This is a genomic window from Streptomyces sp. NPDC101225, from assembly GCF_044767585.1.
GTDB lineage: Bacteria > Actinomycetota > Actinomycetes > Streptomycetales > Streptomycetaceae > Streptomyces.
Genome location: NZ_JBIWOE010000040.1, coordinates 39,723 through 63,342 on the forward strand (window position 1 = coordinate 39,723; position 23,620 = coordinate 63,342).

General features: G+C 73.3%; 23 protein-coding genes and 2 tRNA genes. 9 read left to right on the forward strand and 16 right to left on the reverse strand.

Features of this window, described 5'->3' with window-relative positions; translation table 11 throughout:
* Nucleotides 1-51: 51 nt before the first annotated feature.
* The 5 genes from ACIRPX_RS36975 to ACIRPX_RS36995 all read right to left on the reverse strand — a co-directional run bounded on the left by ACIRPX_RS36975 (nucleotide 52) and on the right by ACIRPX_RS36995 (nucleotide 3,724).
* Entirely contained in the window at nucleotides 52-492 is a 441-nt protein-coding gene (locus ACIRPX_RS36975) for an SRPBCC domain-containing protein (RefSeq protein ID WP_404203591.1), read from the reverse strand.
* A 59-nt stretch (nucleotides 493-551) separates the two neighbouring features.
* The gene (locus tag ACIRPX_RS36980; protein ID WP_404203593.1) at nucleotides 552-890 is read right to left on the reverse strand and encodes an ArsR/SmtB family transcription factor; all 339 of its coding nucleotides are present in this window, start codon (nucleotides 888-890) and stop codon (nucleotides 552-554) included.
* On the reverse strand, nucleotides 887-1,351 hold the full coding sequence (locus ACIRPX_RS36985) for an SRPBCC domain-containing protein (protein WP_404203595.1): 465 nt from the start codon (nucleotides 1,349-1,351) through the stop codon (nucleotides 887-889). The genes ACIRPX_RS36980 and ACIRPX_RS36985 overlap by 4 nt, the downstream gene beginning before the upstream one ends.
* Before the next feature lie 109 nt (nucleotides 1,352-1,460).
* Nucleotides 1,461-2,516, reverse strand: a complete 1,056-nt coding sequence (locus ACIRPX_RS36990) for an NAD(+)/NADH kinase (protein WP_404203597.1) — start codon at nucleotides 2,514-2,516, stop codon at nucleotides 1,461-1,463.
* Nucleotides 2,517-3,286: 770 nt separating this feature from the next.
* The gene (locus ACIRPX_RS36995; protein WP_404203599.1) at nucleotides 3,287-3,724 is read right to left on the reverse strand and encodes a glutaredoxin domain-containing protein; all 438 of its coding nucleotides are present in this window, start codon (nucleotides 3,722-3,724) and stop codon (nucleotides 3,287-3,289) included.
* A gap of 130 nt (nucleotides 3,725-3,854) precedes the next feature.
* Here ACIRPX_RS36995 and ACIRPX_RS37000 point away from each other — a divergent pair, with 130 nt between their 5' ends.
* Nucleotides 3,855-4,229 carry a PaaI family thioesterase gene (locus ACIRPX_RS37000; RefSeq protein ID WP_404203655.1) on the forward strand — a complete coding sequence of 125 codons (375 nt, stop codon included), beginning with the start codon at nucleotides 3,855-3,857 and terminating at the stop codon, nucleotides 4,227-4,229.
* 61 nt (nucleotides 4,230-4,290) lie between these two features.
* Nucleotides 4,291-5,226, forward strand: coding sequence for a squalene/phytoene synthase family protein (locus ACIRPX_RS37005; RefSeq protein ID WP_404203601.1), 936 nt, complete (start codon nucleotides 4,291-4,293; stop codon nucleotides 5,224-5,226).
* Nucleotides 5,227-5,499: 273 nt separating this feature from the next.
* Here the strand turns inward: ACIRPX_RS37005 and ACIRPX_RS37010 are convergent, their stop codons facing one another.
* Nucleotides 5,500-6,444, reverse strand: a complete 945-nt coding sequence (locus ACIRPX_RS37010) for a DMT family transporter (RefSeq protein WP_404203603.1) — start codon at nucleotides 6,442-6,444, stop codon at nucleotides 5,500-5,502.
* A gap of 39 nt (nucleotides 6,445-6,483) precedes the next feature.
* Here ACIRPX_RS37010 and ACIRPX_RS37015 point away from each other — a divergent pair, with 39 nt between their 5' ends.
* Together ACIRPX_RS37015 and ACIRPX_RS37020 are read left to right on the forward strand one after the other, a co-directional pair.
* Nucleotides 6,484-7,002 carry a MarR family winged helix-turn-helix transcriptional regulator gene (locus tag ACIRPX_RS37015; protein WP_404203605.1) on the forward strand — a complete coding sequence of 173 codons (519 nt, stop codon included), beginning with the start codon at nucleotides 6,484-6,486 and terminating at the stop codon, nucleotides 7,000-7,002.
* A gap of 819 nt (nucleotides 7,003-7,821) precedes the next feature.
* The gene (locus tag ACIRPX_RS37020) at nucleotides 7,822-8,070 is read left to right on the forward strand and encodes an acetyl-CoA synthetase (protein ID WP_404203608.1); all 249 of its coding nucleotides are present in this window, start codon (nucleotides 7,822-7,824) and stop codon (nucleotides 8,068-8,070) included.
* A 40-nt stretch (nucleotides 8,071-8,110) separates the two neighbouring features.
* On the opposite strand, the gene ACIRPX_RS37025 is transcribed toward ACIRPX_RS37020, so the two are convergent.
* Nucleotides 8,111-10,750 carry a glycosyl hydrolase gene (locus tag ACIRPX_RS37025; RefSeq protein ID WP_404203609.1) on the reverse strand — a complete coding sequence of 880 codons (2,640 nt, stop codon included), beginning with the start codon at nucleotides 10,748-10,750 and terminating at the stop codon, nucleotides 8,111-8,113.
* A 164-nt stretch (nucleotides 10,751-10,914) separates the two neighbouring features.
* On the reverse strand, nucleotides 10,915-11,577 hold the full coding sequence (locus ACIRPX_RS37030) for a class I SAM-dependent methyltransferase (RefSeq protein WP_404203611.1): 663 nt from the start codon (nucleotides 11,575-11,577) through the stop codon (nucleotides 10,915-10,917).
* Between the two features lie 94 nt (nucleotides 11,578-11,671).
* On the opposite strand from ACIRPX_RS37030, the gene ACIRPX_RS37035 reads away from it, so the two are divergent.
* Both ACIRPX_RS37035 and ACIRPX_RS37040 read left to right on the forward strand, forming a co-directional pair.
* Nucleotides 11,672-12,337 carry a TetR/AcrR family transcriptional regulator gene (locus tag ACIRPX_RS37035; RefSeq protein ID WP_404203613.1) on the forward strand — a complete coding sequence of 222 codons (666 nt, stop codon included), beginning with the start codon at nucleotides 11,672-11,674 and terminating at the stop codon, nucleotides 12,335-12,337.
* A 265-nt stretch (nucleotides 12,338-12,602) separates the two neighbouring features.
* Nucleotides 12,603-13,967 (forward strand): alkaline phosphatase, encoded by a 1,365-nt coding sequence (locus tag ACIRPX_RS37040; RefSeq protein WP_404203615.1) that lies wholly within the window; start codon nucleotides 12,603-12,605, stop codon nucleotides 13,965-13,967.
* Between the two features lie 51 nt (nucleotides 13,968-14,018).
* Here ACIRPX_RS37040 and ACIRPX_RS37045 read toward each other — a convergent pair whose 3' ends face one another.
* Together ACIRPX_RS37045 and ACIRPX_RS37050 are read right to left on the reverse strand one after the other, a co-directional pair.
* A complete protein-coding gene (locus ACIRPX_RS37045) occupies nucleotides 14,019-14,234 on the reverse strand; it encodes a hypothetical protein (RefSeq protein WP_404203617.1) in 216 nt (71 codons plus the stop codon).
* Nucleotides 14,235-14,442: 208 nt separating this feature from the next.
* The gene (locus tag ACIRPX_RS37050; protein WP_404203618.1) at nucleotides 14,443-15,846 is read right to left on the reverse strand and encodes a DHA2 family efflux MFS transporter permease subunit; all 1,404 of its coding nucleotides are present in this window, start codon (nucleotides 15,844-15,846) and stop codon (nucleotides 14,443-14,445) included.
* 96 nt (nucleotides 15,847-15,942) lie between these two features.
* Here ACIRPX_RS37050 and ACIRPX_RS37055 point away from each other — a divergent pair, with 96 nt between their 5' ends.
* The gene (locus ACIRPX_RS37055; protein WP_404203620.1) at nucleotides 15,943-16,881 is read left to right on the forward strand and encodes a sigma-70 family RNA polymerase sigma factor; all 939 of its coding nucleotides are present in this window, start codon (nucleotides 15,943-15,945) and stop codon (nucleotides 16,879-16,881) included.
* A gap of 204 nt (nucleotides 16,882-17,085) precedes the next feature.
* The gene (locus ACIRPX_RS37060; RefSeq protein WP_404203622.1) at nucleotides 17,086-17,766 is read left to right on the forward strand and encodes a sigma factor-like helix-turn-helix DNA-binding protein; all 681 of its coding nucleotides are present in this window, start codon (nucleotides 17,086-17,088) and stop codon (nucleotides 17,764-17,766) included.
* Nucleotides 17,767-17,889: 123 nt separating this feature from the next.
* Here the strand turns inward: ACIRPX_RS37060 and ACIRPX_RS37065 are convergent, their stop codons facing one another.
* Nucleotides 17,890-18,387: a nitroreductase/quinone reductase family protein gene (locus tag ACIRPX_RS37065; RefSeq protein ID WP_404203624.1), complete on the reverse strand. Its 498-nt coding sequence runs from the start codon at nucleotides 18,385-18,387 to the stop codon at nucleotides 17,890-17,892.
* A gap of 236 nt (nucleotides 18,388-18,623) precedes the next feature.
* On the opposite strand from ACIRPX_RS37065, the gene ACIRPX_RS37070 reads away from it, so the two are divergent.
* A complete protein-coding gene (locus ACIRPX_RS37070; RefSeq protein WP_404203626.1) occupies nucleotides 18,624-19,874 on the forward strand; it encodes an amidohydrolase family protein in 1,251 nt (416 codons plus the stop codon).
* Here ACIRPX_RS37070 and ACIRPX_RS37075 read toward each other — a convergent pair.
* From ACIRPX_RS37075 to ACIRPX_RS37095, 5 genes are all read right to left on the reverse strand, one after another.
* On the reverse strand, nucleotides 19,852-20,997 hold the full coding sequence (locus tag ACIRPX_RS37075) for an RNA polymerase sigma factor (protein WP_404203657.1): 1,146 nt from the start codon (nucleotides 20,995-20,997) through the stop codon (nucleotides 19,852-19,854). The genes ACIRPX_RS37070 and ACIRPX_RS37075 overlap by 23 nt on opposite strands.
* A gap of 5 nt (nucleotides 20,998-21,002) precedes the next feature.
* Nucleotides 21,003-21,422, reverse strand: a complete 420-nt coding sequence (locus tag ACIRPX_RS37080) for a YciI family protein (protein ID WP_404203628.1) — start codon at nucleotides 21,420-21,422, stop codon at nucleotides 21,003-21,005.
* A gap of 114 nt (nucleotides 21,423-21,536) precedes the next feature.
* A tRNA-Pro gene (locus ACIRPX_RS37085) sits at nucleotides 21,537-21,611 on the reverse strand.
* A gap of 13 nt (nucleotides 21,612-21,624) precedes the next feature.
* Nucleotides 21,625-21,696 (reverse strand) — tRNA-Glu (locus ACIRPX_RS37090).
* Nucleotides 21,697-21,730: 34 nt separating this feature from the next.
* Nucleotides 21,731-23,095, reverse strand: a complete 1,365-nt coding sequence (locus ACIRPX_RS37095) for a hypothetical protein (protein ID WP_404203630.1) — start codon at nucleotides 23,093-23,095, stop codon at nucleotides 21,731-21,733.
* Nucleotides 23,096-23,620: the final 525 nt, after the last annotated feature.

The following is a 23,620-nucleotide window of genomic DNA, read 5'->3' on the forward strand; positions in this document are numbered from 1 at the left end:
CGACCGCATTGACGAACCTACGACCACCCGGCCGCGCGACCCGCCACAGTTCTAGTGCCAGTTGCTGATCTGGACGTCGCGCGGTGCGGGCTCGCCCTTGCCGGTTTCGATCAGCCTTTTCAGGCTCATCAGGAAGATCGCCCACTTCGTGCTGCAGTGGTACATGAACTCCACGGGCTCCTTCCAGCCCTCGTGCCGGAACAGCACGATCGTGAAGCCGTCCTGCTGTTTCAGGTCGAAGTGGACCTGGGTGCCGATCCACTCCTCGGGGCCGTCGACGACCTCCCAGCGCACGTGCTCGGCCGGCCGGGCCTGGAGCACCTTCATGTCGAAGCCGCCGGGACCGAAGCGGAACCGGATCACTCCGCCGACCTCGGTGTCGCCCTCCGTGTCCTGGGTCCACCAGTCGGACAGGCCCTCGATCGTGGTCAAGGCCGCGTAGACGTCGTCGGGGGACGACGTGACGCCGATCCTGTGCAGGATGTCCACCATCTCGATATCTCCCTCTCTTGCAGGTAGTCGTGGTTGCCCGGAGGTGCGTGCGCAGGGGCTCAGCCGTCCTGGCCGCGCTGGATCGTCTCGGCGATCCGCCTGATGCGCTGCAGCCGGGCGTCCCAGGCGGACCCGACGGACGCCAACTGGGCCACGGCACGGGCGAGTTGCGCCTCGTCGACCTGGTAGAGGCGCTCCCGTCCGGACGGGGTCACATGGACGAGACCGACCCGGCCGAGTACGCCGAGGTGTTTGGTGACCGCCTGGCGGGTGACCGGCAGGCGATCGCTCAGCGTGGTCGCGGTTCCGCTGCCGTCGGCCAGCAGCAGGTCGAGCATCCGCCGCCGGACGGGATCCCCCACCGCGGACCAGAGCTCGTCGTCGACGGCGGGGATCACGGCGCCGACACCACCCGGGCGGCATGGGCGACGAGCCGGGGCAGGAAGTGGTCCCAGCGCTTCACATGGTCGCGGTACGCCTCCTCGAGCACGGCCGCCTCCCAGCCCCTCTCCCGAAATCCCGACTCGCTGAAGCGCAGCAGCGTGCCCGTTCCCGAGGGGATCAGGTCGAAGGTGACCAGGAGCGAGTCGGCGGGTGCGGCGGTCTCTCCGTCGTCGTACACCCACCGGAAGCTGAACCGCCGCGGCGGGTCCGCCTCCACCACCGTGAGGGACTCGGTCTTGGCGTCCGGCGCGCTCGGGTCGCCGAACGTGATCACCCCCGTGCCGCCGGGCACCGGTTCGAGGTCGGCCTCGTCGGGCCACCACTCCCGCAGGTGTTCGGGCCTGCTGACGACCTCGTAGACCACCTCGGGCGTGGCCTCGATGCGGATCTCCCGCTCGATGCTGCCGTACTCCATACCGCCCGCCTCCTTTCGCAACCTTTGGTTGCGCATCACGGTAGGCCACGCCACCTCAATGCGCAACCATTGGTTGCAGATACGGGTCCGGTGCCCGCCGAGGCGCGGCTCAGGGCAGGGGCGGGACGTCGAGACGGCGGACGCCGTTGGGCACGGGTCTGGTGGGCATGAACAGCGGCGGCGCCTCGCCGTCCGCGGCCGTGGCGGGTGCGTCGGTCAGCCGCATCCGCTCACGCAGGCGCCCGTAGAAGTTGGCGGGGTTCAGCCTGACCAGGCGCAGTGGCTCGGGGGCCGCCGTCACGCCGATCCAGTCGCCGGGGTCGAGGACGCCCCGCGGCTGCCCGTCGACGCTCACCGCGGCGCGCCCCGAGTGGGGCAGCACGCGCAGCGTGATCGGCTCGTCGGCGTTCGCGATCACCGTGCGGTTGAACGCCATGTGGGGGGCGACGGGCGTGAAGACCACCGCCCGCAGACGGGGCGACAGCACCGGTCCGCCGGCGGCGAAACTGTAGGCGGTCGAGCCGGTCGGGGTGGCGACGACGACACCGTCCGCCGAGTACGAGGCCAGCAGCCGCCCGGCGATGTAGACGCCGAGGCTGACCTGGTGGTCCCGCGCCAGCTTCTCCACGACGACGTCGTTGAGGGCGGTGACGTCGAGCGCGATGCCCCCGTCGTCCTCGGCCGCGAGACCGGACTGCGGCGGAGGCGGCGGGAGCGCCGGTCCGTGGCCGTAGCAGAGGAACTGCTCCACGTCGGTGGGGAGTTCCAGCAGCTTCGAGGCCCTCATGGTGAGGGTCATCCGCTCCTCGCACTCGGACTCCCCGGCGTGCACGGCGTCCAGCGCCCGCTCGACCTCGGCGACCGCGGTCTCGGTCAGGAAACCGACCTTGCCCAGGTCGACGCCGAGCACCTTGACGTTCTTCTTCGCGGCGATGCGGGCTCCACGCAGAAAGGTTCCGTCTCCACCGAGGGTCACGATGAGGTCGGGGCTGCCCGCGGCGCGCACTTCGTCGCGGCCGCTGCGGCGGCTTCCCTGGCCCTGCCAGACGTCGATGTCGACGCAGCCGATGCCGTTGCGCGCGCACCACTGCCGCACGGTCCGGCCTCCCGACACCGCCTCGGGCCGGCCACCGTGCACGACGAGTCCCAGCCGGCTGATCGGCATGTCATCTCCCCCAGGGCCGTCGGGTCCGCTGCCTGTACGCCATCGTCACAGCTTTCGCGGGCGGCTGCCACGGGGCCGGGCAGCCCGCGGCGCGTCCGTCGTCCGCCCGTCGGCGCGCGGAGCCTTCACCCCGTCCGACCACGGACGGATGCCGGCCGGGCGCTCCCCGGGAGGACTCGACAGCGGCCGCCGCCCGATGTCGGCGGGGGCGACGGCCGCTGTGCGCGAGGGCTCGCGCCGTCCCCTGGCGCGAGGGCCCGCGCGGGAATGTCCCTGCGGCTCAGGGGCCGAGCGGGAGTCAGCCCCAGCTCGAACAGCCGCGAGGACGAAGGCCGGGACCCGCTGAAGGCTCGAGCGCGGGACGAGGTGGGCTCCGGCCGACCGAGGCGTCTGCTTCGCCGTCCGAGGACTGGGGACGCGGGAGGAGCGGATTCCTCCCTTCCGACAGCCTAGAACGGTCCGGCCGCCCGGCGACAGTGCGCGCGGCGGCTCATGGTGGGCCGGAGCCGGGCCGACGGTGACCAGCCCGGCACCAGCGGGCGCAGCCGCCCCCGGAGCCACCGGTTCCCGCCCCACGAGCCGACCTGGCGGCGCCCCGGGAAGGTCCCGGACTCCTGGCCGGGCAGCCTCGGCCGGGAATCCGCTCCGTGGCGTCCTACGGCCCGGTCGTCGGCCTGCCGGAACGCCGGGGCCCTTCCGTCGGGCGGACCCCGGGTTCCCCGTTCGGTGCCGCCGACACCCGTCCGGGGCGCGGTCGGGCGGCCCGCCCCTCAGGCGGAGCGGGAGAGCTGTTCGCGCACCCACGCGGGGTCGGGGTTGACGTACGGCCGGCCCGCCACGAGGACGGTGGGCACCGTCTCGTCGCCGTCGTTGGCCGCTCGCACCACGGCCGCACCGGCCGGGTCACGCCAGATGTCGACCCAGTGCAGCCGGCGGGCACGCCGGCCCAGCCGCATCCGCAGGCGCAGGCAGTACGCGCAGCCGGGGCGCCAGAAGACCACCGGCCGGCCGTCGGCCTCGCTGCGGCGCTGCGCCTCCAGCGCGCCGACCGACCTCGGGAAGATCAGCGGCGAGTTGACACCGGCGAACGCCACGAACAGCACGATGACCACCGCGGCCGCACCCGGGTTCCCCGCGAGGACCATTCCCGCCGCGGACACCGCGCCGCAGAGCACCAGCACCACCGGCAGGATCCATGCGCGCATCATGGTGATCAGGCTATCGAGGAGACGAGATCACGTGGAAGACCGGGTCCGGCGGGGTGAGGACGAGGAGCGGGAGCAGGCGAGCCCCGAGGTGTGCAAGCGCGTCCAGGACAGCTTCGGCCGGCAGGGGCTGATGAGCCACCTCGGCGCCCGGATCACGCACATCGGGCCGGGCCGCGTGCACATCGTGCTGCCGGCCCGGCCCGAAGTGACCCAGCAGCACGGCTACTTCCACGCGGGCGCCACCAGTGCCATCGCGGACAGCGCGGGCGGCTACGCGGCCTGCACCCTGTTCCCCGCGCACACCGACGTGCTCACCGTCGAGTACAAGATCAACCTCCTCGCGCCGGCCGTCGGCGAGTTCGTCGAGGCGGTCGGCACCGTTCTGAGGTCCGGACGCACCCTGACGGTCTGCCAGTTGGAGGTGTTCGGCGTCCAGGACGGCCGGCGCGAGCGCGTCGCCGCCGGTCAGCAGACGCTGATCCGCGTCGACGGGTCCGGGCAGTGACAGCGGTGCGGATACGCTGACCCCTGCGTGATCGTCGGAGGGGCCCGGAGCGAGGAGAGACGTGAGCAGCTGGTCGGACGCCCTGGACCGGTGCGGCATCGTCGATCCCTCTCTGCGCGGGGACTACGGCGCGCAGCGCGCGCTGGCCCGGCGGTTCGCGCCGGCCGAGTACCTGACGGTCCGGCTGCTGCTTCCCGGGCCGCTGCACCCGTCCGTGTTCACCGCGGTCGCCTTCATGCACGAGACGGACGAGCGCATCGACAGCGGGGAGCCGGGCGCCCGGCGGGCGGCGCTCCGCGTCTGGGACCAGGAGGTCACCGCCGCACTCGCGGGTCGAGGCGCCGCGCGGCAGCCGATGTCGAGGGCCCTGGCGGACACCGTCCGGCGGCATCCGGTCCTGGCGGCGCGGGTGCGGGCCTTTCTCGACGGGGCGCCGGCGGAGGCCGACTGGACCGGCTTGGACACGGAGAGCGACTTCCAGGCGTACGTGGACAGTTACTCCTTGCCCGCTCTGATGCTCACGGCCTGCCTGCTCGAACCGCCGTCGCCGGCGGACGCGTCGGCCTTCGAGGCCGGCTGCCGGACGCTGATCGAGGCCATGCAGCGCATCGACTTCCTGGCGGACCTGGCCGAGGACATCGCTCAGGGGCGCATCGGTGTGCCGCGGGACGCCCTGGCCCGCCATGGCCTGAAGACCGAGGACTTGGCGCGCGGCAGCGGGGGCCAGGTGCCCGCCGTCGAGCGTCTGGTCATGGAGCAGGCCCGGCTCGCCGGTGCCGGGCTGGACGGCTGCGCGAAGCTGCCGGAACTCGCCGAGCCCGGACACCGGCCGTTCCTCGACGCGCTGATCGCCGTGCAGCGCCTGCGGCTGCGGGCCGTGGAGCGCAAGGGTGCCGCGCTCCTGACGCACGGCGCCCGGCCCGCCGTCCTCGCGACCCTGCGGCTGCTGACGCAGGCGTACCGCAACACCCGCAAGCAGCGCCGCACGCGCAACTGACCGGGCCGGTCCCTCCCCCGCCGGCATCCCCTCACCGCCCACCGCCGCGAGGCGGTGCCGCCCGACCCGACCGGCCACACGGAGCACGGGCCCCACCGGCCGCCCGTGGAGGCCCCCAGCACCCCGCCCCACGAGCCGACCTGGCAGGCCCCCGGCCCGACGCCCTCGCGCCCCTCCGGCTGCCGACGGGCGCGTACCGCAACCCCGGCAGGCAGCGCCGCACGCCCAACTGGGCAGGCCACTTTCCGCCCCTTGCCGACGTACCCCGCCCGCTCACCGCCGCGAGGCGGTGCCGGTCGTCCCGGTCGGTTTCGTGCCGTGTGGGTGCGCCTCCGTGGCCGAGTGGTGGGTCGCACGTCGAGGTCCGGCGCCGCCACCGGCGGGCCGGCCGAGCACGATCCCGGCCAGGACCAGGGCGAGTCCGCACACCTGCCGCACGGTGAGCGTCTCGCCGGCCACGGCCGTGCCCAGCAGCACACCGGTCACCGGGTTGAGGAGCCCCACCAGCCCCACGGTCGCCGCGGGAAGGCGGCGCAGTCCGGCGAACCAGGCCGCGAAGGCCAGCGCCGTGGCCACCGTCGTGACGTACCCGAAGGCGAGGACGGCCGACGTGTCCAGCGCAGGGGGCGCGCCCTCGACGGCGACGGCGACCGGCAGCAGAAGCAGGCCGCCCGCGATGAGCTGCCAGGACGTCGAGGCGAGGACGTCGACCTGCCGGCTCCAGCGCTTGGCGAGGATGTACCCCAGTGACGACAGCAGCAGGGCGGTGACCGAGGCGAGCACGCCGAGCGCGCTCGCCCGCGTCCCGCCGGTGAGCAGCATGAGGCACACGCCCACGATCCCCGCGGCGGAGCCCGCGAGATGCCGGGACGACGGCCGCTCGGAGAGCAGCGGCCAGGCCGTCAGCATCATCACGAGCGGCGACGTCGCCATGATCGTCGAGGCGAGGCTGGTGGGCAGCAGCTGGGCGGCGACGTAGACGAGGACGAAGAACACACCCGCGTTGAGGGTGCCCAGGACCAGCGACTTCCACCACCAGGACCCGTACGGGCGCCGGCGGGCGGCGGCCAGCAGCAGCAGTCCCGCGGGCAGCGCCCGGATCACCGCGCCGTACAGGGGGTCTCCCGCGGGGAGGTAGACGTGCGTGACGTAGTAGGTGGTGCCCCAGGCCACGGGAGCGATCGCCGCGACCGCCGTCCACCGCAAGGTAGCTTCCATGGAAGCTAATATAGCTTCCCCGGAAGCTATAGTGAAGTCATGAGTGAAGTCATGGCTGACGACCTCGACCATGTGGCCCGGATCCAGGCGGAATGGGCTCGCGAGCGCCCGGATCTCGACGTGAGCCCGCAAGGGGTGATCGGCCGCCTCCACCGCCTCGCCGGGCTGCTCACCGAGCAACTCTGCGTCGTCTACCGCCGATTCGGCCTCGGTGAGGGCGAGTTCGACGTCCTGGCCACGCTGCGCCGGGCCGGGGAACCGTTCGAGCGGGCCCCGAGCGAGCTGTCGGAGCACACCATGGTGACGACCGGCGCCATGACCAAGCGGCTCGACCGGCTGGAGCGCGCGGGCCTGGTGAGCCGGCGCCGCTCCGAGGCCGACGGCCGCGGCCGGGTGGTCGCGCTGACCGACGCCGGCCGCGAGCTGATCGACGCGGCGTTCACCGAGCACATGCGCAACGAACGGCGCCTGCTGGAAGCACTCGCGCCGCAGGAGGCGGCACAGCTCCAGGAGCTGCTCACGGCCTGGCTCGGCCGCATGGACCCGCCACGGACCTGAGACGACGGGTGCCCGCGCGGGAAGCGGTCCGGGCGCTCGCGGCCCGACCGTCCGCCGGCGGGGGACGCCGCCGGCGGACGGTCGGGCCGGGAGCGCTCCGCACCTCACGTCCCTGCCGCAGACGTCGAGGACCGCGGCCCGGCCCTGGTCACCGGTCACCCCCGACGCGCGGCCCGCGTCCTCGGGCAGGACGATCTCCCCGTGCCGTGCCGTGCCGACGCCGTACTGCCGGTGCTCTCGGCGCCTGCCGCCGCGCCGCCGTTCCGGCAGGCGGGCGGTGTCAGCCCACGGCCATCGCGGCAACTCCCCTCGCACACGCACCCGTTGACGGCCGCGGTGAGCTTCGCCCCGGACCGTCGCGAGAGGGGTGTGATCTCGTACGCGAAGGGCCGTGGGCGCCGCCTCGGCGGACCGCCCGGCGGCGTGGGAGCATCGTTGCAGGCATTCGGCGTGGAGATGTCCGAGCGACCAGGAGGTGCCGACATGCGCTGGTGGATTGCTGGTTGGGCGGTGGCCGGGCTGGTCGTCCTGACGGCCTGCGGCGGGTCCTCCGGCGGTGCGCGGAGTACGGGGTCGGCCCCGGGCCGCTCCGCCGGGCCGTCGAGCGGTGCGCCGACGCGCAGCTCCCCGGCGGCGTCCCCCGCTCCGTCCGCCCCCTCGTCCTCGCCCACCGGTCCGGGCACGCCGGGCGGGTCCGCGTCCGCGGGTGAGCCCTCGCGGTCCGCGGGCGGTTGTGCCGCCGGGCACGCCCAGGTCACCGTCTCCCCCGGCGACGCGCCCGGGCGCCGGTTGTGCGTGCGGCCCGGGACCGTGGTGTCGATGGTTCTCGAGCCGCGGACCGACGACCGGCGGTGGACGGCGGTGAACAGTTCCGCGCCGGTGTTCGTGGTGGCGACCGGATGGCGGGTGGGCCGGGACGGCACCGCCCAGGCGTCGCTGCGGTGCGCGGGCACCCGGGGTGGCAGCTCCAGGATCACGGTGCTCGCGAAGGCCCCCGACGTGGCGGGCGCCGCGCGCCCCGCCTTCACGCTGAACGTGAGTGTCGTGCCGTATCCGAGGGAGGGGTGATCCCGCGGTCCGGGATCACCCCTCGTCCACCGGTGCCACGTCAGCGGTGGTGACGCATCCTGATCGCGTGGATGCCACGGCCGTGCGTGGCCGCGTACAGGGTCCGTCCGTCCGGGCCCAGCTTCAGCTGGAGGACGGCGACCGCCGGGAGGGAAGCGAGGCGCTCCCACTTGGTGTGCCCCGGGGCGCGGTAGACGACGCCGAGGTCCGTGCCGACGGCGAGGCCGCCGTCGGCCGTGACGACCGCGGTGTTGGTCGGCACGTCGGGCAGGTTCGCCGAGATGTCCTTCCAGGTGGTGCCGCCGTCGGTGGACTCGAAGACATGGCCGAGGCCGGCCCCGGGGCCCTCGGTCCAGTGCCGCGAGAAGCCGTTGACCGCGAGGAAGACGTGGTCGGCGTTCTTCGGGTCGATGGCGAAGCCGCTGAGGTAGCGGTTCGGCACCGTCCCGTTCACGGGCAGGCTGATGTCGTGCCAGCCGGTGCCGTCCGCGTTGCCGACGGAGATGCCGCGCGCGAAGCCCTGATCGTTGCAGGGGCCGCACCAGGCCGCGTAGACCTTGCCGCCGGAGGCCGCGACGGCGGTCGCGGTCCGGCCCGCACCGAGGTCGTACACGCTCTTCCACTCGCTGCCGCTGCGGATGGCGTAGCCGTGCGACTGCACCCACACGTGGCGGCCGCCGGCGACCCAGGCCGAACTGTTCTTCATGTCGGCCGCGAGCGGGGCGATGAAGCGGGCCTCACCCGTGGCGTTGTCGGCCGGGGCGACGTCGTACGAGGTCGCCTTGCTCGGGTCGTTGATCCAACTGCCGTCGTTGACGGCGCAGTTCTGGGTCACCTGGACCGAGAGGTAGACGTACTCCTCGGCTATGTTGCAGCCGTTGGCCGGGTCGGTGAGGGTGTCGCCGCCGTCGCCGCCGAAGTTGGAGCCCATCACCTTGTCGTTGCCGCGCAGCACCGACTGGCCGTTGTCCTGCAGCCCTCCGGTGACGGAGACGCCGTGGTGGTCGGGGTCCTTGCCGATGCCCACCGAGTAGTACTGCAGGGTGTCGATGGACCCGTCGTTGAGCGAGGTCCAGTCGGTGGCGTGGCCGGAGGCGTCCTGGGAGCCGTGCACCGGGCGCCGGTAGACGCCGCCGTCGTTGCCGACGTAGACGACGCTCCTGCCGTGGTAGCGGCCGACGGCCACGCCGTGCTGGTCGGGGTGCGTGGTCTGATGGCAGTCACCGGTCTGCTTGGCCGGGTCGATGCTCCAGCAGGGGAACCCGAAGTTCCAGTACGGGCCCACGGCGGACCAGTCGGCGCCGGCGTCCTTGGACTCGAAGACCTCCTCCAGCCCCAGGTACACGTGCTTGGGGTTGGCGGGGTCGACGGTCAGGAACTGGTTGTACCAGGCCTGCACGCCCGGCATGTATCCGGGGTCCGTCAGCGCGGAGCCGTCGGCGGCCAGTTGCTGGTAGTCGGCGACCTTCGTCCACGGACCGAACGGCGACGTGGCGCTGAAGACGCCCTCCAGGTTGCTGTCCGGGTTGGTCGCCAGCTGCTCGGGCGACTGGTCGATGGCGTAGTAGCGCGAGTTGTCGGCGGAGTGGGCGAAGGTGACCGTGCCGACGTTGTCCGGGTCGGTCGGCATGTCGCCGAAGCCGCTGCCGATCCGCTGCCAGCTGCCGCCGGTCCGGGTGTAGAAGCCGTTGTAGTCGTCGCCGCTGCGCCAGCCGACCGCGAGTACCACCTTGGCGGGGTTCTTGGGGTCGAAGGCGATGTCGTTGGTGATGTTCTTGTACGCGGCGGAGGGGTCCTTGGCCTTCGAACCGCCCGGCAGATAGTCGGGGTTGGGCGCGAACTCCAGCTTCCAGGCGCCGCTCAGCCGCTTCGTGGAGTGGCTCCACACGCCCTCGCTGGTCGCTGCCCACACCTTGCCGCCGCCGAAGCGGAGTTGGCGGATCGTGGTGCTCTCCAGCTGGTCGCCGCCGACCCGGCTGCGGGAGGAGAAGGCGCCGTGGTGGGGGTGGGTGAGCACGTACACGCCGCTGCCGAGGTAGGCGTCCGCGTTGGTGTTCGCCTCGCCGGTGCCCAGCCACAGCCGTCCGCCGCCGTCGATCGCGAGTGCGCCGGTGGCCTGCGAGGACAGTCTGTCGCTGATGGACTGCCAGTGGCCGCCGCCGGAACGCGAGCGCCACACGCCGCCGCCGGCGCTGCCCGCGTAGACGTAGCCGTCGTCGTCCGCGGCCATCGCGGCCATGCGGCCGGTGACATTGCCCGCGCCGCCGCTGGAGTTGGAGTCGATGTCGCGGTAGCGCGGATCGTCGGAGTTGTAGGGCAGGTCGGTGACCTCCCGCCCATGGCCGCCGGCGCGCGGCAGTTCGTTCAGGCTCTGCCAGGCGGCGCCGTACGCGCCCGGCGCGACGACACCGGGAGCCGTGCGGGCCTCGGCGTACTGGGCCGCGCCCTCGGCTATCTCGTCGGCCTCTCCTCCTTCGTCGCCGTCGTCCGCCTTCACCTGGGGGCTGACGTCGCCCACCGAGTGCTCGCGCTCGGCGGCGAGTTGAGCCTGCGCGCGGGCCCCGAAGGGGCTCGCGTGCCCGCCACCGGGCGCCGCGCCTGCGGGTATCGCCACGAGCCCTGTGGTGGCAGTGATGGCACAGATGGTGAGCCACCGTCTTCTGCGGGTTTGTGCTGGCACCAGATCCTCCCGAACGGGTGTGGATACAACCGTTGCGGGAGACCCGACCATGAGAAGACGGAAACCGCCTGATACTTGGTCAACTCTTTGTCCGGAACCTGTCACGCCGGGCGTCCGTAGCCTGTCGGCACGTACACCGTGCGCGCCGGTCCGGGAAAGGTCAACTACCGTGCTCGTACGGCCTGTACGTAATACAGCCAGGGCCGCACGTCCCCGTGCCCGGCCACCTCGAACCCGGCGTCCGCGATCATGCCGTCCAGGACGTCGACGCGGTTGTGCGCCATGGCGTGGGCGGTTCCGCCGTGCACCAGGTGCCGGCCGATCCGGCTTCGGGGCGGCCGGAACTCCACGACGAGCAGCCGTCCCCCCGGGCGCACGACGCGGAACATCTCGCGCAGGGCCGCCGGCCGGATCTCCTCCGGCAGGTGGTGCAGCATCAGGCTGGTGACGACCGTGTCGTACGAGCCGTCCGGCAGGTCGAGGGACTCGGCGAGCCCCTCCCGGTACTCGCAGGATGCGCTGCCGGGGCGCTGCTTCCTGCGGCGGGCGTACTCCAGCACCGGCGGCGAGGGGTCCACCCCCGTCACCTCGCCGTCCGGGCCGACCCGTTCGGCCATGCGGCGGGTCAGGTAGCCGGTGCCGCAGCCCACGTCCAGGACGCTCTCGCCCGGCTCGGCGCCGCTGAGTGCGGCGAGGCGGGTGAAGGCGCGGTTGCGGCGGCCGGCGAAGCAGACGTCGCCGCAGAGTTCGTAGGCACGTGGGGTCGCGATGGTCACACCGGGGGTGTCCGGGCGCGGCCTGCCCTGCATGAGGCGTCCGAGAGACATGGGCCCTCCTCCTTAACTTAGTCGTGACTAAGTAGCGGCCTCCAACTTAGTCGCGACTAAGAAATTCGGCAAGGGGCGGCATAGGATGGCCGTCGTGACCGAGTCCCGCCCGCGTACACGGACCCGCCTGCCCGCCGCCGAGCGGCGCGCGTCGATCCTCGCCGCCGCGGCGGAGGTCTTCTCCGAGACCGGCTACCAGCGGGGCAAGGTCTCCGACATCGCCAAGAAGGTCGGCGTCAGCGAACCGGTGGTCTTCCAGAACTTCGGCTCCAAGGCGGCGCTGTACCGCGCCACCCTCGACCACGCCACGGACGCGGTCTCCGCCCTCCTCCATCACGCAGCCGACGCGGGCCGGCCCGTGCCCGAGGTGCTGGCGGCCTTCCTCGACCCCGCCCACATGGACCGCTTCCACCAACCCGGCTCGCACGGCTTCCTGTTCGCCGACGCCACCGCGCTGGCCCACGACCCGGACCTCGGCGACGCCCTGCGCCACGTGCACCGGCACTTCGCCGGCACGCTCGCCGAGTTGCTGCACCGCGGCCAGTCGGCCGGTGAGGTCCGGGCCGACGTCGAGCCCGACACGGCCGCATGGTGGCTCGTCTCGCTCCTGGCCGGCCGTTCGTTCCGTGCCGCCGTGGTGCCGGACCGGGACCCGGTGGAGGCCGAGCTGACCCGGATGGCACTGGAGGCTCTGCTGCCGAGGGAGCGCGCGGGCGGGGAATCCGGCCAGGGCCTGCCCCGGGGCGTGGTGCGCAAGTAGCACCGTCCGCCCGCCGGGCAGGGGGACTTTCGCACCACGCCCCGGACGGTCCCGCGCGGGCAGGGGGCCGGCGCGCGGGGCCGGGCGCCCGCCTACCGGGCGCCCGGACGCGAAGCCGAAGACACCGGGACTCCACGTGTGTCATGTCCTGGATACACACACACGACCATTCATTTACCTTCCCTTTGCCGATGCCTGGTGATGTGGCGGTCGTTGGTCGCCGCACGCGGATGCGGGACACCGAACGCCTCAAGGAGCCTCATCCATGCCCAGACTCACCCGCCGTCACCTCATGATCGCCACCGCCGCCGTCGCGGCGGCCTCCGCGGCCGTGGCCGTCACGACCACCGCCGGTGCCTTCGACGGCGCGCACCAGGCGAAGAACACGATCCGGAGCGGGAAGGCGAAGAACGTCATCCTGCTCATCGGTGACGGCATGGGCGACTCGGAGATCACCCTCGCCCGCGACTACACGGTCGGTGCGAACGGCCGCCTGAACATGGACAGGTTCCCGCTCACCGGCGCGTACACGACGTACGCGGTGCACCAGGACGGCACGCCGGACTACGTCACCGACTCCGCCGCCAGCGGCACCGGCTGGGCCACCGGTGTGAAGACGGTCAACGGCCGTATCTCCAAGACCCCCGGCAGCGACAAGGCCGTCCGCACCGTCCTGGAGCTGGCGCAGAAGAACGGCTACGCCACCGGCAGTGTGACGACCTCCGAGCTCACGGACGCCACCCCGGCCGTGCTCGCCTCGCACGTCACCGACCGCGGCTGCCAGGGCCCGGCCGACATGGCGAAGTGCCCCACCGACACGATCGCGGCCGGCGGTCCCGGCTCCATCGCCGAGCAGTCGGTCAACCACAAGGTCGACGTCCTGCTCGGCGGCGGACGGCAGCGCTTCGACCAGCAGGTCACCGACGGCCGGTACAAGGGCATGACCGTCACCCAGCAGGCGCGGAAGCTCGGCTACCAGGTCGTCACCGACAGCGCGGGGCTCGGGAGCGCGAAGCCCGGCAAGCCGGTGCTGGGCCTGTTCGCTCCCGGCAACGTGCCCGTCGAGTGGTCCGGCAAGGCCGCGGCCGTCGGCGGCACCGACCCGCAGCGCTGCGTGACCTCCAACCCGAACCGCCCGTCCACCACCCCGAGCCTCGCCGACTCCGCCACCAAGGCGATCCAGCTGCTGGAGGCCAAGCAGCGGGCCAAGCACTCCAAGCAGGGCTTCTTCCTGCAGATCGAGGGGGCCTCGATCGACAAGCAGGACCACGCGGCCGACCCCTGCGGCCAGATCGGTGAGACCGCCGCCTTCGACCGGGCCGTGAAGGTCGCCCGCGACTACGCGGCCAGGCACCCGGACACCCTCGTGGTCACCACCGCCGACCACGGCCACACCAGCCAGATCGTCCCGCTGGAGGCCACCCCGCCCGGCCTGTCCTCGACGCTCGTCACCGACGAGGGCCAGCAGCTGAAGGTCAACTACTCGACCAACACCCCGGGCCAGTCCCAGGAGCACACGGGCACCGAGGTCCGCATCGCCGCCCAGGGACCGCTGGCGTACCGCGTCCTCGGCATCACCAACCAGACCGACCTGTTCACGACGATGCGCGAGGCCATGCGCCTGCACTGACGCCGTCGGCGGAAGCGAGGGGGAGGCGGCCGAGCGGTCTCCCCCTCGCGCTCAGGTGCTCCACACGTCCGCGCCGCCGCCCCGCCACTCGATGAGCGCGGAGCGGGCGACCTCCATCTCGTCCCAGTCCTGCAGGCCGGCCTCCTGGAGGAAGGCGGCGACGTCGAGGAGCCCGTAGGCCAGACCGACGAAGTGGTCGCCGATGCGGACGCGTCGGCCGCCGTCATCCGTGGGCGGGTAGACGACGACGGGCTGGTCAGTGGCCATGATCCAAGCGTGCGGCCGGGACGGGCCGAGCGCATGCGGGGGCGCCCCGGCGCGCCAGGGCGCCCCCCTTCCCGGCCGCGGCTCGGACCGTAGGGGCGACCGGGTGAGGTCGCGTGGAGCGACCCGGCGGCACGGCGAGTCGTCACCGGCGCGGAGGACCGCCGGATCTCACCAGCACGAACGGCGAGGCGTCGCGGGCAGGTGGCAGTCAGCGGTTCGTCGTCAGGGCGGGCTCGGCCGCGGGGGTGGACGGCGTGGCCGTCGGGCGGCCCGGGACGGCCAGCGCGACGACCGCTCCGGCCAGGGACAGCGCGCCGCTGACGGCGATCGCGGCCGTGAATCCGTCGGTGAAGGCGGCCGGTCCCGCGTAGCCTCCGGACCTGCTGAACGCCAGGGCCAGCACGGCGACCCCGAAGACCCCGCCCAGCTGCCGGCCGGTGTTGAAGACGCCGGACGCCTTGCCGATCTGCTCGGGGGCGACCGCGTTGAGCACGGCCGTCTGGGTGGCCGGCATCGCCATGCTCACGCCGGTTCCGGCGACGAGCATCGGGAGGGCCAGCTCCCAGTACGGCGCGGACGGTGTCGCGACGAGCGCGAGCCAGCCCATTCCGGCCGCCTGCAGGGCCAGCCCCAGCACCGCGAGCCGTCGCGCGCCGACGCGGGGCGTCAGCCGTCCCGCCCAGGGCGCCACGACCGTCACCGCCGCCGTCCAGGCCAGCAGATGCAGCCCGGACGCCAGCGGCCGGTCGCCGCGCCCCGTCTGGAAGTACTGCGCCGCGAAGAACAGGGACCCGTAGAGCGAGGCGTAGAGGAAGACCCCGGCGGCGTTGCCCGCGGCGAAGCCGGGGAGCCGGAAGAGGTCCAGCGGCACCATCGGCCGTGCGGCGACGCGCTGCCAGGCGACGAAGGCGACGGCGCACACGGCGCCCGCGCTCAGCGTCCCGGCCACTTCGAGGCTGCCCCATCCTGCCGCGTTCGAACGGATCAGTCCCCACACCAGGCCGAGCGCGGCGCCCGTGACCAGCACCAGCCCGTCGCCGTCCACGCGGCCCGCGGCGCCCCGGCTCTCCGGGACCCGGCGCAGCACCAGCGGGATGACGGTCAGACCGATCGGCAGGTTCAGCCAGAAGATCCACTGCCAGGCGAGGCCCTGCGTCACGGCTCCGCCCACCACCGGGCCGCCGACCACCGCGAGCCCGGTCAGGCCCGCGAACAGCCCCAGCGCCCGCGGCCGCTCGGGCGGCGGATAGACGGCGCTGAGCAGCGCCATCGCCAGCGGCATCACCAGCGCCGCGCCGGCACCCTGCGCGGCCCGTGCCGCGATCAGCCAGCCCACGCCCGGCGCGAGCGCGCACGCGGCGGAGGCCGCCGTGAACAGCGCCAGCCCGGCGGTGAAGATCCGCCGGCGCCCGAACCGGTCGCCCAGGACGGCCCCGGTCATCAGCAGGACGGCGAAACTCAGGCTGTAGGCGTTGACCGTCCATTCGAGTTGTTCGATCGACGTGCCCAGATCCAGCCGGATCCGGCTGAGCGCCGTCGTCACCACTGTGGCGTCGAGCGCCACCATCACCGAGGCTGCGGAGGCGAGCCCCAGTACCCATTTTCTGTCCATGCCCGTACCGACCGGCGGCCCGCCGCGATTGGCCGGGCCCGGCCCGACGAATTCCGGCGGCCCGAAGGGTCTGCACAAGAAAGGGAGGAAATTCGCGTGACCGTGATCGAACAGCAGCATGACGAGTTCGTCCGCCTGACCGGGCCGCTGCGGCGTGAACTGCTGACCCACTGCTACCGGATGCTGGGGTCGGTGCAGGACGCCGAGGACCTGGTGCAGGAGACCTATCTACGGGCCTGGCGGTCCTACGGCGACTTCGAGGGCCGCGCCTCGCTGCGCACCTGGCTGTACCGCATCGCCACCAACGCCTGTCTCAACGCCCTGCGGCACGGCAGCCGCCGGGTGCTGCCCGCCGGACTGGGTTCCCCCTCCGCCGACCCGCTCACGCCCGGCGGCAGGGACCCGGAGGTCTCCTGGCTGGAGCCGATGCCCGACGACCGCGCCGATCCCGCGGCCATCGTGGCCGGGCGGGCCGGGCTTCGGCTGGCGCTGATCGCCGCCCTGCAGCACCTGCCGCCGCAACAGCGGACGGTGCTCATCCTGCGGGAGGTGCTGGCCTGGTCGGCCGAGGAGGCCGCCGACGTCCTCGGCCTCTCCCCGGCCGCGGTGCACAGCACGCTCCAGCGCGCCCGGGCCCGGCTGGAGCGGCTGGCTCCCGCCATCGACGAGATCACCGAGCCGGACGAGCAGGAGCAGCGCGACCTGCTCGACCGCTACGCCGACGCCTTCACCCGGGGCGACATCCCCGCCCTCACCCGGCTGCTCACCGAGGACGCGGTCTGGCAGATGCCGCCCAACCCGTCCTGGTTCGCCGGCCGCGACCAGGTCGTGCGGCTGCTCTGGGCCCGGATGCCCGGCCGGCGCTTCCATCTGCTCCCGCTGCGGGCCAACGGGCAGCCCGGCTTCGCGAAGTACGTGGACGGCCATGCCTTCAGCGTCGACGTCCTCACCCTGCGCGGCCCGGCGATCGCCGAGGTCACGGCGTTCCATGACGCCGATCTCGTACGACGGTTCGGGCTGCCGGCGCGGGTCTGAGACCGGGCCCGGGGAGTGGCCCGACAGCGGCCCGGGGAGTGGCCCGGAGAGTGGCCCGGGGAGCGGCCGGAGGGCCGGCACGGAAGGGAGTGTGATCTATATCACACACTCCCCGTCGGTCGCGGTGACGGTTTTCGCGGGGGCGGCTGGTCCTGATATCCGACCGAATCCGAACGCACGAGACCACCGTCCCGGGAGTACCTGATGTCCGATCCCCTCCACACCGCCGTCGTCACCGGTGCCGGCCGCGGCTTCGGGCGCGCGATCAGCGCCGCGCTCGTGGCCGCGCGCAGCGGAGTGCGGCTCGCCTTCATCGCCGCGCTCCAGTTCCTGCCCGCCCGGCAGCGCGCCGTGCTGACCATGCGCGACGTGCTGGCCTTCAGGACGGCGGAGGTCGCCGAGATGCTGGAGACGACCCCCGCGGCCGTGGACAGCGCCCTGCGCCGCGCCCGGACCCGCCTGGCCGAGGCAGGACCGGTCGAGGACGACCTCGCCGAACCCGACGAGCAGGCACGCCGCGCCCTCCTCGACGGCTACGTGGACGCCTTCACCCGGGCCGAGGCCGACGCGCTCGTCCACCTGCTCAGAGCCGACGTCGAGATGGAGATGCCGCCGATCCCGACCTGGTTCTCCGGCCGGCGGGCGGTGGCCGGGTTCCTGGCCCGCCGGGTGCTCAGGGCGGGCCTGTGGCGGTTGTCGCCCACCCGGGCCAACGGCCAGCCCGCCTTCGTCGTCCACCAGCACACGGGCGAGGGCCGCCCCACGGCGTACGGCGTCCAGGTCCTGACCCTGACCGGCTCCCGGATCGCCCGCATCACGGCGTTCAACGATCCGCTCCTGGTGCCGGCGTTCGAGCCCACGAGGAAGGTGCGGACCTCGTCGTGAGGCAGATCGCCGGCCGGGCCGTCCCGGTCTCCGGTGCCGACCGCCGCGTGAGCCGGCGCCGCAGCGGCCGCGCGGCGTCCGCGGGCGAGAGGCCGGGCTCCGGGCGCCGCCGCCTCCCGCCCCTCATCCGGCCTGCTGCTCGGTGTCCCGGGGCGCGGGTTCCAGGATCACCACGGCCGTCTCGGAGGACCTCAGCGCCGCGAAGGCGTCGAGGTTCGCGTCGATCTCGCGCCAGCGGGCCCAGAGCCGGGAGCGCTCGTCGCCCGTCGCGGCACGCCCTCGCACCCGGCGCCGCCCACCGACCAGATCGACCGTCGCGTCCGGATGAGCCTGCAGGTTGAGCCACCACGCGGGCTCGGCCTCGCCCCATCCGTTCATGGCCAGCGTGACCAGCCGCGGGCCGTCCTCGACATACGCGACGATGACGCCGCGCTGCCGGCCGGTGCGGCGCCCGGTGGTGGTCAGGCGCAGGGTGCCCCACTTGTCGGGGCGCGGCCGCCACAGGCCGACCCGCCCGCCGAACATCCGGTAGACGCCCCGATGCACATGCCAGGCCAGCCGGATGAACCAGCGTGGCGGAAGCCACGGTGCCTTCTTATTCTTCTGCTCCTCGACCGACATGGCCGCCTCCCCGACGCCGTGCCAATGCACGGCGGAGCAAGAAAATATGACTGATCATCAATTGCACGATCAACGACGACTTTACCGGTTCTTGGTGTGGCTGGGCCAGCTCCCATGCGTCCACCCCACCGGGACCACCGTCCACGCCGCAACCGAATGCACCGGCGCCGTTCCCCCGGCAGGTTTGGGTAGGGACCGACGTGGGACGGTGACGAGTGAAGGGCGGTGGGGCGCGCGTGACCAGGACTCTGCTGAGCGGCGGCCGGGTGTTCGACGGGACCGGGGCCGAGGCCGCGGACGGCGACATCGTCGTCGAGGACGGCCGGATCCTCGACGTCGGCACGGGACTCGACGGCGACGAGCGGATCGATGTCACCGGGCTGACCGTGCTGCCCGGCTTCATCGACTGCCACGTCCATACGACCTTCTCCGGGTGGATGGGCGACCGGCTCGCCCATCGGCCGTTCTCCTACGGCTACTTCGAGGCGGTGCGCAATCTCGCCCTCACCCTGGACTGCGGCATCACGACCGTGCGCGACGCGGGCGGCGCCGACCTCGGGATGCGGCAGGCCGTGCAGGACGGGCTGATCGAGGGGCCCCGGCTGCGGATCGCGATCACCATCCTGAGCCAGACCGGCGGGCACAACGACGGCCTGCTGCCCTCCGGGGCCTGCGTCCCCCTCTTCCCTGCGCACGCGGGCCGCCCGGACGGCGTCGTGGACGGTCCGGAGGAGATGCGCAAACGCGCCCGCGAGATCATCCGCGCGGGCGCGGACGTGCTCAAGGTCTGCACCTCCGGCGGAGTGCTCTCCCCCCGCGACAATCCGCGCCACGCGCACTTCCGCCCCGACGAACTGGACGTCCTGGTCGCCGAGGCGACCTCGGCCGGGCTGCCGGTGATGGCCCACGCCCAGGCCACCGACGGCATCAAGAACGCCGTCCGGGCCGGCATCCGCTCCGTGGAGCACGGCGTCTTCCTCGACGACGAGGCGATCGGGATGATGCTGGACGCCGGCACCTGGCTGGTGCCCACGCTGCTCGCGCCGCTCGCGGCACTGGAGGCCGTGGAGGCGGGCGTCGGTCTGCCGGACAGCGTGGCCCGCAAGGCGCGCGAGGTGATCGACGTCCACCGGGAGTCCTTCGCCCGCGCGGTGCGGGCGGGCGTACGGATCGCCATGGGCACGGACTCGGGCGTCGCCCCGCACGGCCGCAACCTGGACGAGCTGGCGCTGATGGCGGCAGGCGGCATGAAGCCCGCCGACGTGCTGGCCGCGACCACCTCCTCCGCGGCCGACCTCCTCGGCCTCGCCGGCACGACCGGGACCCTCTCCCCCGGCAGGCGGGCCGACCTGGTGGTGGTGGCCGGCGACCCGTACGACTTCGACGGGCTCAAGAAGCGGGTCCGCGCGGTCTACCAGGACGGACGGCTCGTGCGGGGCACGGGTGCCCGGGACGGCCGTACCGTCAGCGGCTCCGGCGCGAGTTGAGCCGCGCCGCCTGACGTGTCAGATGGTCGCGTTCGGCGAGGTCGAGGGCCTTCCGGGCCGCCTCGGCGTACAGCCGCGCCGCCGTGTCCAGGTCGCCGTCGCGCTCGTGCAGGTGTGCCGCCACCGCCGTGTAGCGGGGCAGCGAGGTGTCCAGGTCCGCGAGCGCGGCGAGGCCGGCGCGCGGTCCGTCGGCCTCGCCGACGGCGACCGCCCGGTTGAGCCGGACGACGGGGCTGCCGGTGAGGCGGGCGAGCTCGTCGTACCACTCGACGATCTGGACCCAGTCGGTCTCCTCGGCGGTGAGCGCGTCGGCGTGCAGGGCGGCGATGGCCGCCTGCGCCTGGAACTCGCCGAGCTGGTCGCGGGCCAGGGCGGCCTGCAGGATCCCGACGCCCTCGGCGATCGCCGCCGTGTCCCACCGGCCGCGGTCCTGCTCGGCGAGCGGCACCAGGCTGCCGTCCGGCGCGGTCCGCGCGGCGCGCCGGGCGTGGTGCAGCAGCATGAGGGCGAGCAGCCCCGCCACCTCGGGGTGGTCGATCGCGGCGGCGAGCCGCCGGGTGAGCCGGATGGCCTCGGCGACGAGGTCGACGTCGCCGGAGTAGCCCTCGTTGAAGACCAGGTAGAGGACGCGCAACACGGTGGCGACGTCGCCGGGCTGGTCGAAGCGCACGCCGGAGACGGTGCGCTTGGCCCGGCTGATGCGCTGCGCCATGGTCGCCTCGGGCACCAGGTAGGCCTGGGCGATCTGCCGGGTGGTCAGCCCGCCGACCGCGCGCAGCGTGAGCGCCACCGCCGACGACGGGGTGAGGGACGGGTGGGCGCAGAGGAAGTAGAGCTGGAGCGTGTCGTCCACGCCGGGCGCGGGGCCGGGCGCCGGCTCCTCGTCGAGGCGGTCCTCGCGTCGGCGGCGGGCGGAGTCCGCGCGGGTCGCGTCGAGGAACTTGCGCCAGGCCACGGTGATGAGCCAGCCCTTGGCGTCCCGCGGCGGGTCGGCCGGCCAGACGCGCACCGCCTCGACCAGGGCGTCCTGCACCGCGTCCTCGGCCGCCGCGAAGTCGGCTCCGCGGCGGACGAGGACGGTGAGTACGCTCGGTGTGAGGCTCCTGAGCTGGGCCTCGTCCATCCGCGTCACGTGCAGGGACACTCCTCGACCGTGTGCGACGCGGTCAGGAAGGGGCGCAGCTCCAGCCACTCGTGGATCGGCCGGCCGCCCGCCCCGGGGGCCGCCGACAGCTCCGCGGCCAGCTCCACGGCGCGCTCCTCGCTGTCGACGTCGATGACCATCCACCCGGCGATGAGGTCCTTGGTCTCGGCGAACGGCCCGTCGGTGACCGGCGGCCGCCCCTCGCCGTCGTACCGGACGAAGGTCCCCTCGGGGGCGAGCGCCTTGCTGTCGACGAACTCGCCGGTCTTCTCCAGTTTGGCCGCGAAGTCGTTCATGTACCGCACGTGGGCGGAGATCTCCTCCGGCGTCCACTGCGCCATGGGGACGTCGTTCACCGCGGCCGGGGCACCCCGGTAGTGCTTGAGCAGCAGGTACTTCGCCATCGTGTTCCTCCTCGCTGGTGCGACCCATTGTGGTCGCGTTCACCCCGGGGACGGAGCAGGCCCACGGTTCTCGACATCACCGCCGAAGTTTTTCCGAGCCGGCACGGAGGGTCATGGACACCGGGGCAGGATTCGAACCTACGTCCACCCGGACCCGAGCCGGGCGCTCCACCGCAGAGCTTCCCGGTGTCCATGAGCCGGACGACGAGGGCAGGGCTCGAACCTGCGTCCAGCCGGTTGAGAGCCGGCCGCTCCACCACTGAGCTACCTCGCCGGGTCCCCATCCTCCCCACTGCCGGGCGGGAGGGTCAACGGATTTCCGCCGCCGCGGGCCGCGGCGGTCTGCCGGAGAAGACCCCCGCCGACCGCAGCAGCGACGCCAGCATCGGATCGGCGACGCTCACGCCGTGCACCAGCTCGGGCGTGGCCCGGAACGGCACCGCGTGCACCACCCGCCGGGCCCGCGTCCAGCCACGGCGCTCCGGGTCGACCCCGTGGCGCCGGCACACCTGCTCGACGAGCCACCGCGGGCACTCCGCCTCGCCGCGCAGCACGTGCCAGGGCAGGGGCAGTTCGGCCCACACGTCGGTGTCCGGGTGCAGGCCACCGCCCGAGCGCCGGTGCCAGGCCGCCACGTCCGCCGCGACGAGCAGCAGCACCTTGCCCGGGCAGAGCGTCTCCAGGATGCTCTGCGCGCCCATCGCCTCCAGCAGCGCGAACCAGTTGGCGCGTGCCGTGGTCCAGGCCCGGGCCGCCTGGTTCCAGCCGCTGGAGTCCTGCCCGCGCTCGACGATCATCGTCGTACGGTCCACGGACTGACTGCGCCACAGCGTCTCCAGCTGCTCGGCCACGTCGAGCAGGATGCGGTACCAGCGGCCCAGCAGCAGCCCCCGCCGCTCGTCGTCCACCTGCTTGAGCACCTCGGCGGTGGGGTGCACCTGAGCGACGGCGAACCAGTTCGCGGTACCCGCGTCCAGCCGACGGAACAGCGCGTCGGCCACCTCGTCGTAGGGACGCTGCTGGCCCTGGACCGTGAACTCGCTGCGCAGATTGGCCCGGGCGGTGAGGTAGGCGATGAACGCCGCCGTGCCCGGGTCGGCCGCGAAGTCCTCGTACGGCAGCCGTGCGGCCAGGCCGCTCTTGCCGATCATCGTGATCTCGCGCTTGCGCTGCTCGACCAGGATGCGGGCGAGCTTGGCCTCCATGCGCCGCAGCAGCCGGAACCGCTTGTTGTACTGCCGCTTGGAGATCTCACCGAGTCCCGCCCCGGCGCGCTCGCCGCGGTTGAGCCGGTCGGCGAGGAAGTCGCTGCGCCCGTACTCCTTGCGGATCTCCTCGCCCGCCGCCCGGATGACCGCCTCGATGCGCGCCGGGTCGTCACCGGCCTCGGCGGGCAGCTCGCTCACCGTGTCGAACAGCTGGGCCGCGCGGGCCAGTTGGCGCTGCGCGCCGACGGGTCGGGCGAAGTCCTCCAGCATCGAGGTGTAGCCGTGCCACAGCCGGCGCAGTGAGTTCCGGGTCGCCTTGTCGAGGGCCCTGCGGGTGTCCCGGTCCAGCCCGCCCGGGGTGGCGTCGAGGAGGTCGTGGATCAACTGGGCCACGTCCTCGGGGCGCTTGCGCTGCCCGAGGGAGGCATGCAGCTCCCGCAGCAGCTGCTCGGTGGTCGAGGACATGCGCATCAGGCTGACACGGCAGGTCGCACGCCTCCACCGGTTATCGCCCCGAACCGGCCGACCGTCTCAACCGGCCGGTCGGGCAGGGGTCGTGGGAAAAGCAGGTGCCCGCAAGGCGGCGCCGTCGCTACGCTCGACTCCATGATCACGCCTTCGCCCCAGCACCGCATGACGGCCCGCTCACGGGGCTGCTGAGCACGGACACACATCGACATCCGAGGCCCCCGGGGGACGGACCGGAACGACTACCCCGACGGCTGCAAGCGCGGCCGTGTCACCGTGCGCCGCAGGGGCGAGCGGCCGGTCGAGTACGCCGACGGACGAACGGGCGAGAAGGTGCGCACCACCGCGATCCGCTCCTGGTGGGAGACGACACCGGCCCCGCGTTTCAGCACCGGGCCCGACGCCTGGCTCGCGGCGACGATTCCCGCGCTTCCCGCTCTGGCGAGGGGAGAGGGGAGAATGAACCGCAGCCGCCGCGCGCGCAGCGGCCCTGGATCAACACCGTCGCGCCGGTGACCTCGG

Coding starts and splice junctions, on each gene's coding strand:
- ACIRPX_RS37060 (WP_404203622.1), top strand. CDS start 17,086: ATGTCCGATCCCCTCCACACCGCCGTCGTCACCGGTGCCGGCCGCGGC.
- ACIRPX_RS37030 (WP_404203611.1), bottom strand. CDS start 11,577: ATGTCTCTCGGACGCCTCATGCAGGGCAGGCCGCGCCCGGACACCCCC.
- ACIRPX_RS37045 (WP_404203617.1), bottom strand. CDS start 14,234: ATGGCCACTGACCAGCCCGTCGTCGTCTACCCGCCCACGGATGACGGC.
- ACIRPX_RS37050 (WP_404203618.1), bottom strand. CDS start 15,846: ATGGACAGAAAATGGGTACTGGGGCTCGCCTCCGCAGCCTCGGTGATG.
- ACIRPX_RS37080 (WP_404203628.1), bottom strand. CDS start 21,422: ATGGCGAAGTACCTGCTGCTCAAGCACTACCGGGGTGCCCCGGCCGCG.
- ACIRPX_RS37065 (WP_404203624.1), bottom strand. CDS start 18,387: ATGTCGGTCGAGGAGCAGAAGAATAAGAAGGCACCGTGGCTTCCGCCA.
- ACIRPX_RS37040 (WP_404203615.1), top strand. CDS start 12,603: ATGCCCAGACTCACCCGCCGTCACCTCATGATCGCCACCGCCGCCGTC.
- ACIRPX_RS37075 (WP_404203657.1), bottom strand. CDS start 20,997: ATGGACGAGGCCCAGCTCAGGAGCCTCACACCGAGCGTACTCACCGTC.
- ACIRPX_RS37015 (WP_404203605.1), top strand. CDS start 6,484: ATGAGTGAAGTCATGGCTGACGACCTCGACCATGTGGCCCGGATCCAG.
- ACIRPX_RS36990 (WP_404203597.1), bottom strand. CDS start 2,516: ATGCCGATCAGCCGGCTGGGACTCGTCGTGCACGGTGGCCGGCCCGAG.
- ACIRPX_RS37020 (WP_404203608.1), top strand. CDS start 7,822: ATGGTTCTCGAGCCGCGGACCGACGACCGGCGGTGGACGGCGGTGAAC.
- ACIRPX_RS36995 (WP_404203599.1), bottom strand. CDS start 3,724: ATGATGCGCGCATGGATCCTGCCGGTGGTGCTGGTGCTCTGCGGCGCG.
- ACIRPX_RS36985 (WP_404203595.1), bottom strand. CDS start 1,351: ATGGAGTACGGCAGCATCGAGCGGGAGATCCGCATCGAGGCCACGCCC.
- ACIRPX_RS37010 (WP_404203603.1), bottom strand. CDS start 6,444: ATGGAAGCTACCTTGCGGTGGACGGCGGTCGCGGCGATCGCTCCCGTG.
- ACIRPX_RS37000 (WP_404203655.1), top strand. CDS start 3,855: ATGAGCCACCTCGGCGCCCGGATCACGCACATCGGGCCGGGCCGCGTG.
- ACIRPX_RS37095 (WP_404203630.1), bottom strand. CDS start 23,095: ATGTCCTCGACCACCGAGCAGCTGCTGCGGGAGCTGCATGCCTCCCTC.
- ACIRPX_RS36975 (WP_404203591.1), bottom strand. CDS start 492: ATGGTGGACATCCTGCACAGGATCGGCGTCACGTCGTCCCCCGACGAC.